This window comes from Moorena sp. SIO4A1 (assembly GCF_010672065.1).
Taxonomy (GTDB): Bacteria; Cyanobacteriota; Cyanobacteriia; order Cyanobacteriales; family Coleofasciculaceae; genus Moorena.
The window spans coordinates 189,559-205,691 of sequence record NZ_JAAHHX010000011.1 but is presented as its reverse complement, the minus strand read 5'-3'; the positions used below and the strand labels follow the sequence as shown (position 1 = coordinate 205,691).

The 16,133-nt window shown below is 44.1% G+C and carries 11 protein-coding genes; 3 read left to right on the top strand and 8 right to left on the bottom strand.

The features are described 5' to 3' along the window. Positions 1 to 124 precede the first annotated feature (124 nt). The 5 genes from F6K53_RS11785 to F6K53_RS11760 form a co-directional block, all read right to left on the bottom strand. A complete protein-coding gene (locus F6K53_RS11785) occupies positions 125 to 463 on the bottom strand; it encodes a P-II family nitrogen regulator (RefSeq protein ID WP_293035887.1) in 339 nt (112 codons plus the stop codon). Between the two features lie 359 nt (positions 464 to 822). Then, positions 823 to 2,664, bottom strand: a complete 1,842-nt coding sequence (gene feoB / locus F6K53_RS11780) for a ferrous iron transport protein B (RefSeq protein ID WP_293035889.1) — start codon at positions 2,662 to 2,664, stop codon at positions 823 to 825. A gap of 201 nt (positions 2,665 to 2,865) precedes the next feature. Then, the gene (locus F6K53_RS45820; protein ID WP_364305445.1) at positions 2,866 to 3,393 is read right to left on the bottom strand and encodes an AAA-like domain-containing protein; all 528 of its coding nucleotides are present in this window, start codon (positions 3,391 to 3,393) and stop codon (positions 2,866 to 2,868) included. 87 nt (positions 3,394 to 3,480) lie between these two features. After that, positions 3,481 to 3,726, bottom strand: a complete 246-nt coding sequence (locus tag F6K53_RS11765) for a sigma factor-like helix-turn-helix DNA-binding protein (protein ID WP_293035891.1) — start codon at positions 3,724 to 3,726, stop codon at positions 3,481 to 3,483. A gap of 1,451 nt (positions 3,727 to 5,177) precedes the next feature. Beyond that, entirely contained in the window at positions 5,178 to 7,253 is a 2,076-nt protein-coding gene (locus tag F6K53_RS11760; protein WP_293072667.1) for an elongation factor G, read from the bottom strand. Between the two features lie 295 nt (positions 7,254 to 7,548). Between F6K53_RS11760 and F6K53_RS11755 the strand changes: the two genes are divergently transcribed. The 3 genes from F6K53_RS11755 (at position 7,549) to F6K53_RS11745 (ending at position 9,842) form a co-directional block, all read left to right on the top strand. After that, entirely contained in the window at positions 7,549 to 7,956 is a 408-nt protein-coding gene (locus tag F6K53_RS11755) for an AAA family ATPase (RefSeq protein WP_293071413.1), read from the top strand. A 386-nt stretch (positions 7,957 to 8,342) separates the two neighbouring features. Then, complete coding sequence (locus F6K53_RS11750) at positions 8,343 to 8,846, top strand: DUF6174 domain-containing protein (RefSeq protein WP_293071412.1); 504 nt, start codon at positions 8,343 to 8,345, stop codon at positions 8,844 to 8,846. A gap of 288 nt (positions 8,847 to 9,134) precedes the next feature. Then, positions 9,135 to 9,842 carry a hypothetical protein gene (locus F6K53_RS11745; protein ID WP_293045325.1) on the top strand — a complete coding sequence of 236 codons (708 nt, stop codon included), beginning with the start codon at positions 9,135 to 9,137 and terminating at the stop codon, positions 9,840 to 9,842. A gap of 933 nt (positions 9,843 to 10,775) precedes the next feature. On the opposite strand, the gene F6K53_RS11740 is transcribed toward F6K53_RS11745, so the two are convergent. The 3 genes from F6K53_RS11740 to F6K53_RS11730 all read right to left on the bottom strand — a co-directional run bounded on the left by F6K53_RS11740 (position 10,776) and on the right by F6K53_RS11730 (position 16,113). Beyond that, positions 10,776 to 10,976 (bottom strand): BsuBI/PstI family type II restriction endonuclease, encoded by a 201-nt coding sequence (locus tag F6K53_RS11740; RefSeq protein ID WP_293071411.1) that lies wholly within the window; start codon positions 10,974 to 10,976, stop codon positions 10,776 to 10,778. After that, a complete protein-coding gene (locus F6K53_RS11735) occupies positions 10,964 to 11,992 on the bottom strand; it encodes a DNA cytosine methyltransferase (protein ID WP_293071410.1) in 1,029 nt (342 codons plus the stop codon). The genes F6K53_RS11740 and F6K53_RS11735 overlap by 13 nt, the downstream gene beginning before the upstream one ends. A 272-nt stretch (positions 11,993 to 12,264) precedes the next feature. Beyond that, positions 12,265 to 16,113: a HEAT repeat domain-containing protein gene (locus F6K53_RS11730; protein ID WP_293071409.1), complete on the bottom strand. Its 3,849-nt coding sequence runs from the start codon at positions 16,111 to 16,113 to the stop codon at positions 12,265 to 12,267. Positions 16,114 to 16,133 lie beyond the last annotated feature (20 nt).

Genomic DNA, 16,133 nt, shown 5'->3' with positions numbered 1-16,133 from the left:
CCATTACCCATTAGCACTTAGACCAATTCAAGTAGGGTGGGCAAAGTAATCTAATCATTAATACTCATTTGAACCAAACTGTTTTTGCCCACCCTACAAGCTACAAGCTCAAGCAGATTAGAGATTAAACAGCCTCTAAATTCCTTTCTCCAGTCCTAATCCGGACAACTTGCTCAATGGGACTGATAAAAATTTTACCGTCGCCGATTTTACCGGTGTGAGCAGCAGTGAGAATTTTTTCTACTGCCATGTCAACTAAGCCATTTTCAACAACGACTTCTAGCTTTACCTTAGGAAGAAAGTCTACCCTGTACTTTGTACCGCGATACTGTTCAGTTTGACCTTTCTGTCGTCCAAATCCCCGAACTTCAGACACGGTCATGCCAACGATACCAGCATTGACTAAAGCGATTTTGACGTCTTCGAGCTTATAGGCTCGGATAATTGCCTCGATTTTTTGCATTTTCCCAGCCCCTTACTGGGGCTACCACTCCAATTGACTAAGACCAGCATGACACATATACCACTAAAAATAAATTTTTCTGTAAAAAATAATACTTTTGTCATAGGTCATTTGTTAACGCCCATGTTCGTGCCTGCCTTGCTCACGGAGGATAAGGGAGAATCCCCATTTTTTCGTTTCACTTTTCCCATTTAACTTTTCCCGTTTAATTTTTATATAAATTCCCATCACTAGTGAGGTACACAGGTTTTTTTACCACTCCCTACTCCATTCCCCCCTTATTAAGGGGGGTTAGGGGGGATCCCTACTCCCTAAAACCCATAAATTTGTACCTCACCCAATTGAGAAGTGCTATATCTTCAATGAAATCCGAGTGCTAAAGCTCCCTGGTAAAATATCAAGCTAGCTACCCAAGCCAAGCCTAAGGAAAACACTAAGGAAAACAGGGTAAATTTCCATGATTTTGCCTCATTAAATAGGGTAACAATAGTAGTTAAACAGGGAGTGTAGATTAAGCAAAAGATACAAAAACTATATCCTTGGATAAATGTTACTGTATCAGTTATCTGCTGACTAACAGCCAGGGAGTTAAGTCCATAAATTACGGCTAAAGAGCCAATCACAATTTCTTTAGCAATAAAACCAAAAATTAGGGCTAGGGTTAAATGGGGATTAATACCAATGGGATTCATGATCGGACTTAAAAATTGTCCAATTTGCCCGCCAATGGTATCCAATCCTGTCGCTCCTGGAGGTAAATTCGTGATGAACCAAACGGCAACACAGCCAAAGGTAATAAACCCAGATGCTCGTTGCAAAAATTCTTTGACTTCTCCCCACCCTCTCAGTAAGACTTGTTTGATAGTCGGAATTCGGTAAGGGGGTAATTCTATAATAAAGGGTTCCTCGTTTTTAAAGACTCCTTGGAAAAGAGCAGCAGTGACAATGGCGGCTACAAAACTAAGTAGGTACAGGGAAAATAATACTAAAGCCCCGTTGCCATGGGGAAAGACAGCGGCAATGATAAAGACAAATACCTGGAGTCTGGCAGCACACAAAGCAAAAGGAATGACTAGCATAGTTAGCAGTCGCAAGGCTTGCGATCGCATAACTCTAGTTCCCATTAATGCTGGAACATTACAGCCAAATCCCATCATTTGCATCACAAAACTGCGACCATCTAACCCCAACCGTTCCATAAAGATATCCATTAAATAGGCAGAACGGGATAGGTAGCCACTATCTTCTAGAATTGCCATTAAGATAAAGAACAGCACAATTAATGGTACAAAGGAAGCAACGGTAGCTAAACCGTTCCAAATCCCATTAATCAAAAAGTCTTGAACCACTGTGGGTAAGGGTTGGATGACAGGCTCAATCATCGCACCTTGAATCCAGCCAGTCATATCATCCATCAGGTCTTGAGAGGGGAGTCCCACAGTCCAAACTACCCAAAATACCAGGAACATTCCTAAGAAAAACAAAGGTAATCCCAATATCGGATGCAGGAGTAACTTATCAATCCTGGCGGTTAAATTGACTGCCATCTCAGAGGGCATTTCTACCGCACCATTGAGGACTGAATCTATCTCTTTAGTGGAGATAGAGCTATGCTCAGATAAACGAGTTTTTAGATTATCTATATTAATCGATTGTTCTTGTGCCTTTAAAGTTTTAGAAATTTCTAGGTATGCCCTCATATAGCCGTCTCCGTATTTGGCACTAATGAGTAACACGGGCATATCCAAATTATCGGATAATAGTTCTGTGTTTATTTTAACTCCATATTGCTTAGCTTCATCAGCCATATTCAGCATCAAAACTGCCGGTAAACCTAGGGATTTTACCTGCAATGCTAAGCGAATTTGACTATCAATTTGGGAAGCATTGAGAACAAGAATAAATAGATCAACAGCAAAATTTTCTAAAAAGGTTTTAACAATTTTCTCATCATCAGAAAATCCCTTGAGGTCATAAATTCCTGGTAAATCTACGAATTCCGTAGGTTCGCCATTGAGTTGGACATTAGCTTGTAGTAGATCTACAGTAATGCCGGGCCAATTGCCAACGTGAGCAGTGGTACCTGTGATACGGTTAAAGAAGGTTGATTTGCCCGTGTTGGGCATTCCTAGCAAGGCAACTCGCTTAACCCCTTTGGATTCTTCAATGACGGCGGTGCTGGTATTGTGGCAAGAGGTCATAATGTTACTGCCAGATATTTGTTTAAGTTCTGCAGGCTATCGGGGGGCCTTGAACAGTAACGATTATATAGCAATATTTCCGATTACTATAGCAATACGCGCTTGGGTATTTACAAATAATGGTGAGGGATAAATTGCTACAAGCTTTGTCAAACTTGGCTTTTCTATTGCTAGCATGCCTCTTGCTAGCATGCCTCTTGCCTATTCCCAGCCCGTAGCGCTATGGCTATGAAAGCGAACGCTAAAGTATCGCTGATACAAATTGCAGCTAACCATGACTTGATTGTCTGACCAATTCACCAGTCCCATACTGTAAAGCTTAAATGCCTGTACCTGTTCCAAGGCCACTGGAACTTTTGCCCTAACCACTGCTTCAAAGGCTACGGCTAAATCAGGCTGAAGGTTCAAACGCACAGTTTGGTAACCCTGAGTTTCTGCATGAGCCAGAATCCTCACCATCAGGGATGTTTTCCCCATCTGTCTGGGTGCTTTAATATGAATAAAGGCTCCTGGTTTAACAATCTCTTCGTAACACCTGAATTCATAGGGGACTCGCTCGACATAAAATCGGGAAGCTAAAGGAACTCTTCCCTCTGGTAACTCCAACTGCTGCGATTGAGGATTGAGGATTTGGGATTGGGGATGGTTCGGAAAAGAAACATTTGATATCTGTTCAGTAGCTGTAGATTCCACCTTCCCTTTTTCGTAAGGCTCTAGTCCCTGTTTCAATACCCCAAGCAGCTCCTGAGTATGACTCGATTCTTGATTGACCTGTCGTCTTTCGAGTACACTACGAAAGTTGGTTTTACTAACTTTTTACCCTAGTGCCTCTGAGAACAGTTTCCATAATTTAGGGGCAACGGTCTGCTTGATATAACTTGCTGAATAGCCTAACTCTTGAGCGATATGGTCATAGGTTTTGCGTTGCCCTTGCCAGGATTTTTGCAAAACTGCTCTTTGGATATCACTGAGAGATTGCCCTGTGTTGGAAAACACTAATTGTTCCGCAAATCCTAATCCTTCCTGAATATCGATCAGGTATTGTAAGTTAAGCACTGCCATTTACTTTGCACCCTACATGATTCTTGGCGGCTAACCTGAGTGTGATATAACCATAGAAAACTGCTAGACTACCGGGTCAGTAATCAAAATTATGGGTAGACGCAAACCAAAAGATGATAGCCCTTTTGCTGAAATCCTAATTGCTTCGTTCTTTGGCTTCGCCTACTTCGTTATTCAAAATGATTAATGTCTCGATGGGGTAGGAGCTAGTCAAGAGTTCGGTGTGTTATATCAAATTCCGTTAGCCTACATCTTTAGTAAGGCTGACGAAAGTTTGCGATCGCGTAGCGTGGCCTACGGCCAATCGCGTTAGCTAAACGTATGATTTATGTGTAGGTTATGTATAATATTTCTTGAAGCCAAGCTAAACTCAATGGCACGCTCCAATTGCCCTGAGATTAAGCATGATAGCATGATCGCTTTAATACCAAAATCAAGCGAACGCGCCCCGCGTGGCCTACGGCCAATCGCTCTACTCCGACTCCACAAGGGATTGGCTTCATCGTTGCCAGGCTTTGCTGCTGTAGCACCATGAGATGGGACCTAGGAGCCGCTACTTGAGGTGCATCTTGAGGTGAATCAAACCAACCCCAAGGTGGGAAAATTTAGATAAGTATCCGAAAATCCCATTCTCAATCGTGTAGTCTCTAGGAGAATAATCTGGGATCACGTTCTGCTAATTGGCAGTGTTGGATGGTCAGCACCCCCCTGTTGCCTAGACGGGGCGACCTGACTCAACTGCTATGTTTTCCATAACCCTGATGCTAGGTTAGGTAATTATGGCGGAAAAAGTTGAGGTTAGTGGACAGTAGGCAAAAGTATCACAAAGCTTGGCCATTGCCTCAAGTAATTTGCTATACTTTAACTATGATATTAGTGCCACGACCTTGTCTCAATTAAATAAATTTCCCGAAAACCAAGGGTTTTGTAGTGACATTGGATCTGGTCTACGCACTTTTATGATGGCGCACAGTGAGGCGAGCAATCCCTCGCCTCACTGTGCTTTGGGAGATACCCCCTGGCTGAGGAATCAGCTTGCATTGGCGGGCTAAAGTTGATATTGGTAGACTTTGGTAGCTAAAAAGTATCGGTAATAATTATGCTTATACCCTTATCGATGACTTTGATGATCGCCTCAGTAGCCATTTACCTTTGCGTTAAGACTACTGAAGAAATCGTCAAAGTGGCTGCAGCTATAACAGCCTTAATCTGTCTGTTTGTCAGCCTATTTTTTGTTCCTTGGCCAATCAAACTACTAATTTTGATCCTTCCCTTTTTTATTGAAAAACTCCAGCGGGTAGCCTCTCGCTAGGGATTAGCCATGATCGGTTTAGGCTTTAAGTACTAGAAATTAACCATTAACCATTAACCATTAACCCAATACCTAAAACCGTAAGCATATGCGCGTAGCGCATATGCTTACCTAAAACCTAACCCCTAAAACCATTCACCTAGCTGCGACCATTACCATTACCATTACCATTGCCAGCGGTGGCCAGCACCCGATCAGCTAGCTTACCTGGCACTTCCTGGAGATGGTCATAGGTCCAATTAAAGAAACCGATCCCTAAAGTAAGCGATCGCAATTCCATGATCAAGTTTTGCATTTCTGCCTGGGGGATATAGCCAGAAACACAATCCCATCCTGTCCAATCAGAACAGGTCTGATAGCCCAGGATTTGACCCCGATGACCGGTGATCAATTGCAGCACCTTAGAGGTGAATTCCTGAGGTGCATAGACCCCAACAGACATAATTGGCTCAAGTAACATTGGCTCACAATCGGGCATACCACCGGTCATAGCTAGCCGTGCTGCTTGTTTAAATGCCTGTTCCGAACTATCTACGGAGTGGTAAGACCCATTGGTTAGAGTCACAGCCACATCTACCACTGGGAAGCCTAAGGGTCCGTGGGACAAGTACTCCTTTACTCCGATCTCCACACCAGGGATATATTGCTTTGGCACCACCCCACCGACAATGGTTTCCGAGAAATTAAACCCTTCACCCCGAGACAAGGGTTGGATATCAAGGTAGACATCACCATATTGCCCATGACCACCACTTTGATGCTTGTAGCGCCCGTGAGAGGTAGTGGATTTGCGGATACTTTCTTTGTAAGGCACTCGGGGTAAGTGAGTGGTCATCGGTAAGTTGTATTTGCGGCTCATCCGGTCTAGAGCAACCTGAAGATGAATATCTCCCTGTCCCCATAGGATGATTTCGTGAGTGTCTCCATGTTGTTCCCACACCAGAGATGGGTCTTCTTCCAGCAGCTTGGTTAAGGCACCACTGAGCTTAACCTCATCTTTGCGCTTCTGAGGAGTAATGGCTAACGCATAGACTGGTTTGGTTGCCTCAGCTATTGGTAATTTCATCTCTGGATTACCCGTATCAGTGGTCAGGGTGTCACCAGTTTTAATACCCTCTAAGCGTCCCAGGGCAACGATGTCACCAGCAGATACTTGGGAAACTGACTGAGTGTGGTGACCAAACATACGGTATAAGCCTCCGGCACGGACACCATTAAAGACTATGCCATCTGTTAGTTTACCTTGCCACACTCGTACTAGGGAGAGTTTTCCACCTTGGGGAGTGTAATAGGTTTTGAGTACCTGTGCCACCGTGCTTGATTCATCACCAGCAATGTCCCGACGCTCGGCAGTGGTTTCTGGGCTTGGTGATTCTCGCAGTAGGGCATCGATCAAGGGGCGAACCCCGTAATCTTGCTGAGCAACACCCATAAATACCGGTACAATCAAGTCGGCCCCCAATTCCATCTTCAGGTCTTGGACAATTTCTTCTTGGGGTGGCTCAATTTCTTCTAGTAGTTCTTCGAGGAGGTGGTCGTCAAAATCTGCTAAGGTTTCTAGTAATTCTGTGCGTGCTTGCTGTTCTGCCTCTTTCAATGACTCTGGCAGTGGGATCGGATCAGCTGGGGCATCAGGATGGTAAAGATAGGCTTGCTCGGTGACTAAATCAATAAACCCGGTGAGGTGTTCTCCCTTACCAATGGGGTATTGGTGCAGTACTAAGGGGCGAGTGGAAACTGAATTGAGGGCATCAAAGACGGACCGTAAGGAGTTACCATTAGCATCATCGGTCAACTCAAACCGATCCATTTTGTTAATAAAGACTAAGTGGGGGATTTCCCAGTCGTCGAGAAATTTGAATAAGGGTGCTAAGGTGAGGACGCGATCGCTTACTGGTTCACAAACCACGACAGCCGCATCCACACCAACTAAGGCGTTGTAGGTTTCTTGAGCAAATTCAATGGAACCGGGACAGTCTATAAAATTGAAGCAGATATCTTGATACTCGGTGCTGGCGGCAGTTACCTCCACACTCATTTGGCGTTGCCTGGCCTCGGTGGCATTATCACCGACGGTGTTGCCTTCCTTTACTGTGCCTTTGCGAGAAATCCTACCAGTAACGGACAACAAACTTTCGAGTAGAGTGGTTTTCCCACTGAGATACGGACCAACAATTGCCACATTACGGGTGGCTTTACACGCTTTGCCGTTCATAATTTACCCCCAAATTATTTCAATTGGACTTATGCATTGAAGCGGAGCGGTAGAATGTTGGGAACATTGTCAATACGTAGGTCTTGTTGCAAATTTAGAGACCTACTTTTTTTTACCACAAAATGCTACTAGCTTTACATAGCAAGCATTTCAGCCTGTTTCGTCACCCCGTCAGTTAGGAAAGATATTTATCTGGTTTAGCTCTAAGTTGAATTTAATCCCATCAAGGTTTCAAGACTATTATAAATTTACTGCTTTAAAATTTGATAGATATACTAATTATAGTGAAAATTTTTTGAAATTAATCAAGGGAAATGATTTCGGGATATCAAATGGTACCCAACGATTATTTGAAATTGGACCATATTGGATAAATGCTTTGGATAATGGAGAAATTTTAATTATTGATAAACTAGACCGCAGCTTACATTCAGAAATATCCACCTATTTAATCAAGGAGTTTAATAACCAATCAGCTAATCAAAATAATGCTCAATTGATCGTTAACACCCATGATACAACTTTCCTAGAGCGAGAGATATTTAATCAAGACCAGGTATGGTTGATGGAGAAAGATAGTAACAATAGCACTAAGCTCTATTCGTTACTAGATTTTAAAATTCGTGATGATGAATCCCTACAGAAAGGCTACCTAAAAGGTCGATATGGAGCGGTTCCCTTTGTTAGTGGGCTGGATAGTTAGATACCTACAAGACCAGTAAAAATTGGGCGTTGCTGAATTAAGGAATGAATGCGCGATTATCTGGTGTTATTAAAGCCCCCTAAATCCCCCAACTTTGGGGGACTTTAAGAGTTTTGTTCCCCCCAGAATTGGGGGGCTAGGGGGGCGAAACCATACCCATAATCAGCAACGCCAAAAATTGATCTGACTACAGCATCAAGGAGTGCATTTCCTAAAAGCTGTTTGACCCGGTGGTGCGTTACGGGACGGGCTGTCCCAACCGGGCGCGAACAGGTGAAAAATGAGGGCTCGCCCGTCCCTAACGCACCCTACACAACTACTGCCCCCCCCGTACCAACAATGGCAACAAAATCACTAGCAGATTCGTCAACGATCCTGAATTATCATTGGTCACTCTACTTGGTGACTGGAACAGTATGAGGTTACACTCCAGACTCTATCGCTATTGTTGGTTAGGATTACTGGTGATGATTCTGCCACTTTCCGCTTGTTCTAGTGATCCTTCTCCTGAACAGCAATTGGAACAAAACCAGGAACGTTGGGAAACTCAAAAGCTAGATAACTACCGGTATAGATTACAAGTAGCTTGCTATTGTATTGGTGACGTCACTAAGCCAGTTGTTGTAGAAATCCGTAATGGTGAAACGACTTCTATTGTTGCTGCTGATAGCGGCAAACCAGTTAATCGGAAATTTTTTGACAACTATGATTCCGTCTCGAAGCTATTCGATGTTGTCCAAAAGGCTATTGACCAGGATTATTATAAGCTTGATGTTACCTACGACCCTACCTTAGGTTATCCAACTAAAATCGATATGGACTACAGAGCAGAGATAGCGGATGATGAAAGAACTTTGACTATTGATAATTTGGAAGTATCAAAAAATTAGAAATAGTATAGCAAAGGGAGCAGGGAGCAGGGAGCAGGGAGCAGGGAGCAGGGAACAGTAGTCAATTCAAGATATCATAATATTTTTTGGTGTTATGATAAATGGTAATTAAAGTAAGGTATAAAAAGTAATATTATTTATAATAATCCCAATAATTAAACTGTTTTGGCCCACCATAAAAAATCAAAAAATCCTAATCCCTACTCCCTAATCCCTACTCCCTAATCCCTACTCCCTACTCCCTAAAACCCAAAACAAAAATACCTGATCCAATTCAAAAGTGCTATAATGAAAATTACACCATTACTGACACCTGTTGTGGTATGTTGTATTGTGACAGCTGCTCCGGTAGCGTTGGCGGATAGCCCCTTAACTAGTACTCCTTTTGCTAAGGCATATAAAGATGTTGATCTGATTACATATGCCTCGGTTTATGGACTTGATGATAAGGTTTTCCGAAACCTAAGCAATCCTGATATTACCCATGATGTGCGAGCAGCGATTATCAACCAACTTGGGTTTTCTGTTGAGCCAAGCCAGAGGGCTAATCAGTATCTTGAGTATATTGCTCGCAGCCGTAGTCAGCAGCCATCAGCCATTACCCTTGAGATGTTAACAGCAGCCGAAGCACTAGCGCTAGGGTATTTACTAGCGATGGATGACCCTACTTTGGGCGATACTGTTGCAGCAGCCAATCGCTCTAGATGGGGCAGGAGTCTGGGGCAGGTTCAGCAGGCTAATGCTCTATTATTATTAGATGCAGCAGTTGTGAAAGATCCTGAGGATTTCTCTATTGCTTTCATCCGTAGCCTGGTTCGGGCACAAAAGTCATTACGGGCAGGGATTGGGAATTGGTGTGCGGTTTACCAAAATGTTTTTTCGGTATTAAAGGACTTTCCCCGTCAACGCAACATGCGCCCTGAAGCGATTGATGTGGTTAACGATTATATTAGAGGCTACCGGAACTATTGTAATACTCGCTCTATTTCTAGATGAGTAAGCATTCAGCCGTCAGCTATCAGCTATCAGCTATTAGCTAATGCGCTACGCCAGGCTACTTGAGGTGCTAACAGGCGCTTTAACTGCACGGGGTCGGTACAGTAAAACGAACAGGGATTTTCAACCAGCCGTACCAGAACCCGCCAGCTGGTTTACTACCGACCGTTGATTAGCTGACGGCTGATGGCTGATAGCTGAATGCTTACCTAGATGAGATGGCATAAAGTCCGCCTTGTTAAGGGGGATTTAGGGGGATCCAAACCCTTGGAATGCGATCGCAAAACCCAATCCTGTGTCTAGTCTACTAGGTCAGTGCTGAGTTCCAAAGTGCTGAGTGCAAGGTCAATCAATTCCAGAGTATGGACCTAAGAATTTATCACCATCAAAATGAAGTGAAGTACCCCAACCTGCTTGACCTTTGGTCACGCTACGCGATCGCTGAGGTTGCGAGCAATCCCTCGCAACCTCAGGTCAATTCAGGGACGGTCTTATTCGTCTTTCGGGTTTCCCGCTTCATCCGCCGATGCCTCAACCAGAGGCGCGACCCCAGGCCGGGTTCCCCGGCCTAGGAGGCCCGCGCCTGCTAGAATTGGTCTTACTCAGCGTCCACAGGCAGACATCCGCCTCCCGCAGATGTATAGCTTGGCGACAGACTTACCTTGGAATTACGGCATCTATGGCCAACCAGCCGGGGCAAGTCTCTTCCCGGAGACGAAACCTTAGTAGAGTGGAGCCTTTATGGTTGGTCGGCTATGCATAAAAGGGTTAAAACTGTTTGATTAAGGCTCCACTCTACTTACGGTAACTTCAAACCCTGAGCTCTGCTAGTACTTTGTATACCTATTTCTTCTCTTAGGTAGCCTTTTAGACAGTCAGGCGGGTTATCAACCAACTTTATTATAACATGAATCGTCGTAAGTTTTCGTCTCGCTATCCATCCCCACCCGTCCCAGGGATGGGGAATTCCGCGAGTTTCGTTAAATGATCAGGTGCATCAGCAATCCAGACTTCTGTTTCCCAAGCAATGTCTGGAGCAAACTGGCGGAAGGTATTACGGTCAAGAAAAGCAGTGACAAAAATACTATCTACTGTACAGTGCTCTGTTAGCTTTTTTAGCTCTAAGAGACGCACAGGGGAAATGGTAAGGATAGCTGGATGGGAATATTGTGCTGTGCTATTTCATCAGAGGATAATCGTTGATTTGAGAGTAAATAATTACGAACCATGCCAGCAATATGGAAGGCGAATAAAGGGGAAACGGCATTACCAACTTGATTAAAGCAACTAGTTTCTGTACCAACAAATTCAAACCAATCAGGAAAACTTTGCAGACGCGCTGCTTCTCTTAACAGTAAGCGCCTCCGCCTACCATCAGGTAGTTTAATCCGGTGCATATCACCCGTTGCACCTGCCAAGTTTCTACAGGTTAACGTTCGTGCTGGTTTATCTAGATGTAGGTCACGGGGACGTTTACAAGATGATGCTTTTTCATATTTGGCCACATACTTATCCATACTAGGTGTGAGAAACTTAGACTCAGGAGGAGCTTGAAATGCCATTTCTCCTAAAGCTTCTCCCGCACTTATTTTTCTGTCTAGCAACTGCGGAAACTCAAATTTTCCTTGATGACCAATTACAATCAGACGCTCACGGTTTTGAGGAACACCAAAGTTAACGGCATTTAATAACTTAACTTCAATCACATAACCTAAGGACTGAAGTGCTTGAAGAATTTCATCTAAATACCACTTGTTTCGATAAAGAAGACCACGGACATTTTCAAATAGCCAAATATCAGGACGAAGCCTCTTGACAGCACTGATAAACGTAGGAAAACCGTCTCGTGAGTCTTTTAAACCTTTTTGTTTTCCTCCTACACTAAACGGTTGACAGGGTGGCCCACCAATCAACACAGGTGCAGCAGGTAATTCGGTTTCTGGAGTTAGGACAACTTTACTACATTTACCTCTTAAGTTTTTTTGATAAGTTGCACAGCAATTAGTGTCCATTTCCAAACCGTGAGTCTCGAAACCCTGTGCCTCGAAACCAAGGGATAAACCACCACATCCAGCAAATAGATCGACTACTAAAGGACTGCCAGATGTAGCCGGTTTGAGTATATGGTTGATTTTTTCGACGTAGCTCATGGACGGCTGATTTACAACTAGTTTCCTCAGTCTACAGTAACAAAATACCTTGAGGATGGAGTTGGTCTTGATGAACTCTTGATGGCATGCGATCGCGTAGCGTAGCCCTTCGGGCTAATCGCCTTTGGCGCGGCTTCGCCGATCGCAAAACCCAATCCTGTGTCTAGTCTACAATCGAAGCGATCGCAAAAACCAATCGAGCTTCTAGTCTACCATTGAAGCGATCGCAAAACCCTCTCTTTACCTGCTCCCTGGTCCCTGCTCCCTGCTCCCTATTCCCTTCCTACAACCAAATCCCACAGCACATCAATACCTCTGCCCACATAGTCGGAATCCTGGTGTTGTTCAATCCATTTAATCACAGTGGGGATAACATGATTGGATGTTTTGCCCAATTTACCCAAGGCATTGGCTGCTCTCATAGGCACATTAAAGTCATTATCCTCAAGCCGTGCTAGTAGAAAGTTGACTACGGTTTCTGAGCTGTTGCCCAATTTCCCCAAGGCATAGGCTGCACTACTACGCACATCAGAGTCATTATCCTTTAGTAGTTCTAGTAGAGCCTTGACTACCGTATCTGAGCTGTTGCCCAATTTCCCCAAGGCATAGGCTGCACTACTACGCACATCAGAGTCATTATCCTTTAGTAGTTCTAGTAGAGCCTTGACTACCGTATCTGAGCTGTTGCCCAATTCACCCAAGGCATAAGCTGCAATACTAGGCACAAAAGAAAAAGAGTCATTATCCTTTAGTAGTTCTAGTAGAGCCTTGACTAGGGTGTCTGAGCTGTTGCCCAATTTAACCAAGGTATTGGCTGCCGTTCTACGCACATCAGAGTGATTATCCTCAAGCCTTGCTAGTAGGGCCTTGACTACAGTGTCTGAGCTGTTGCCCAATTCACCCAAGACTTCGGCTGCCGTTCTACGCACACCAGAGTGATTATCCTCAAGCATTGCTAACAGGGCGTTGACTAAAGTGTCTGAGCTGTTGCCCAATTCAACCAAGGCATAGGCTACACTACTACGCACATCAGAGCGATTATCCTCAAGCCTTGCTAGTAGGGCCTTGACTACAGTGTCTGAGCTGTTGCCCAATTCACCCAAGGCTTCGGCTGCCCTACTACGCACACCAGAGTGATTATCCTCAAGCATTGCTAACAGGGCGTTGACTAAAGTGTCTGAGCTGTTGCCCAATTTAACCAAGACATAGACTGCGCTCCAACGCACAACAGAGTGATTATCCTCAAGCCGTGCTAGTAGAGCCTTGACTACGGTTTCTGAGCTGTTAGACATCTCCAGAAACTCGGTTTTGACCCAGGGATTCCAAGGGTTTGAGATTAATTTTTGGAGATGTCTGTTGCCCAATAGAACCAAGGTATTAACTACCATCCAACACACATGAGAGTCATTATCCTTTAGTAGTTCTAGTAGGGCGTTGACTGGGATGTCTGAGCTGTTGCCCAATTGAAGCAAGACACAGGCTGCGATTATACGCACATTAGAGTCATTATCCTTTAGTAGTTCTAGTAGGGCGTTGACTGGGGTGTCTGAGCTGTTGCCAAATTTAAGCAAGGTACAGGCTGCGGTCATACGCACATGAGAGTCATTATCCTTTAGTAGTTCTAGTAGGGCGTTGACTGGGGTGTCTGAGCTGTTGCCCAATTGAAGCAAGGCATAGGCTGCCGTTCTACGCACAACAGAGTGATTATCCTCAAGCAGTGCTAGTAGGCCGTTGACTAACGTGTCTGAGCTGTTGCCCAATTCACCCAAGGCATAGGCTGCCGTTGTACGCACATCAGAGTTATGATGCTCAAGCAGTGCTAGTAGGGCGTTGACTAACGTGTCTGAGCCCTTGCCCAATTTCCCCAAGGCTCTAGCTGCATTACTACGCACATCAGAGTCATTATCCTTTAGTCGTTCTATCCATATGTCAATTACCTGATCTTTTTCCTCTAACTCAGCTCGATACTCCAGCAATCGTTTCTCATCAATTAAATCAGATCGCTCTTTCAACAATTCCAATACCGGTGCTTGAAAATCCGTTTCAGACAAACTGCAAATTATCTGAAAAACCTGCTTGCGAACCCTCTGGCAAACCCGTTCGTCACCACTCACCTCCAACTCAACTAACCGCTCTAAAATTTCTTGCACTAACTCACGATCAGCAACCCGCAAATTCTTTGGATTTTCCGCCAAACAATTACCAGCAAACAATAAATCCCGATGTAACCACTGCTCATACTCACTATTTTTATTCAAAACAGCCTTAATCGCCCTCGCCGCCTTCTTCGGTCTTTGTTGTGCTATCAGCAATAGTAACACTTCGCGCCAGTGGGAGTCATGCAAATGCTCCCGAATCGGATCCAAAACAATATCGAAATCCCCCTCATTATCCGCCTGATAGTCAATATCTTCCGCACACAAATATTCCTGAAAAGTCTTATGGACAAAAGCATAACAATCTTGCCCTTGCTCATTCAATAAACCAGTGCGATCGCGAATCAATTCCACAAATCGCTTCGCCTCTTGCTCCGCCTCATGAAGTTTCACCTCCTTCATGGTTTTAATCTGCTGCTTCAACTGATCAATCAAATCATCCCGGTCTATCAACGTGCCACTGTCGTTATCTTCAATATTTCCCTGGGTATGAATCCAATAAGCCAGCAATTCCATCAACCGGCGTAAATCATCCAAACCCAAATAGGTCAACCACTTATCACTACTTAACTCTTTATTAGCATCCCAAGAGGTTAACAAGGTCTCCACTGCCTTGTCATAAAGCTTATGGCGCTCCTTGGGCAATACGGCTTGATACCGATGAATCAAGGCAATAATTGTCAACAATAACGGATTTCGTGACAATAGCTTAATCCGGTCATTATCATCTAGAGCCTTTCGTAACGTCTGCTTTCGCCTTTCCGCTTCTGCTTGGTCTTGAAACCGACTGTTATACCAGTTATCAATAAAGGTCGAAATTTTCTGGTCATCAAAGGGTTCAATTTGATAGTGGGGAAAGTCCTCAGTACGGAAAAAGTCCCGTCGATAACCAGCCGGTCTAGATGTAATAATAGCGCGATTTCTGTCAAACTGTCCTAAAAAATTATTGATGCGCCTGACCACATCATACCGTTTAGCGTCTTCTGCTACTTCATCCAAACCATCCAGCAATATTAAGGCTCTACCATCAGACAACCAATGGTCAAAAAATCCCTCTGGTAATGTGTTGACGGCCATGGTTTTTTCAGCAAACATCTGGCCATAGTCGATCAGGCTTTTATCTGGATGTCTGGCCAAGTCTCGTATCCTAATTAAAATCGGTAGCCAGTCGGTATCATCATCTAATCCCAAAACCTCAGCCTTGCTCTGAGCCAACATTACCGCAAAATAACTCATCAAGGTTGTTTTACCGGAGCCTGGCGCACCCAATATCACTACTCGTCTTGACTGATTTTGACTTAACAACTGATCAGCCAAAAATTTCCTAGGAGTTGTCTTTTCCAACAGCGCCCTGTCTCGTTTTTCACCACTTGCCTCTGCTAACCGCTCCAATTCCAAATCCCTAGCAGTTGCCACCTCTTCCACAACATCGGGCATTACAAAAATCTGGGCTAACTTCTCCGATTTTTCTACTTCTTGCCCAGGCACAGCAATGCCAGCAAATTTTACATCATCAAACCATTTGGCTAACTGTTGACAATAATCCTGTTTGGCTACCTGAAACTTGAGATAAGTAGCAGTATGCTGAAAATAAGCATTAACAAAGGTCTCGATCCAATACTGTAAACTTCCTTCTGGATTTAGCTTAATGTTGTTGGCTTCAGCTTGCTGTTGAAATAGCCTGACTAAAAAATTACAGTCTGGCTTCCCTTGATTAAATAAGGGTTTCTGTAATTCCGTCAAAACCGCTGGATTAGTAAAATATTTGCGCAAAAAATTATTAACTCCATTCCAGCCATCCGGGGAAGCGTGAAAAAATAAGCGCTGTTGACTATCGAGTTGTTCGTCCCATTGATCAACCGCTTCTACTCCAGCTTTGATAGCTTTTTCGACATCAGTTTTAGTCAGGGATTGAGCTATATGCTTACCCACTGCTGCCCCAGCACTACCTAACAAAGGTGACACTATTTTGGGTATTTCAAAAC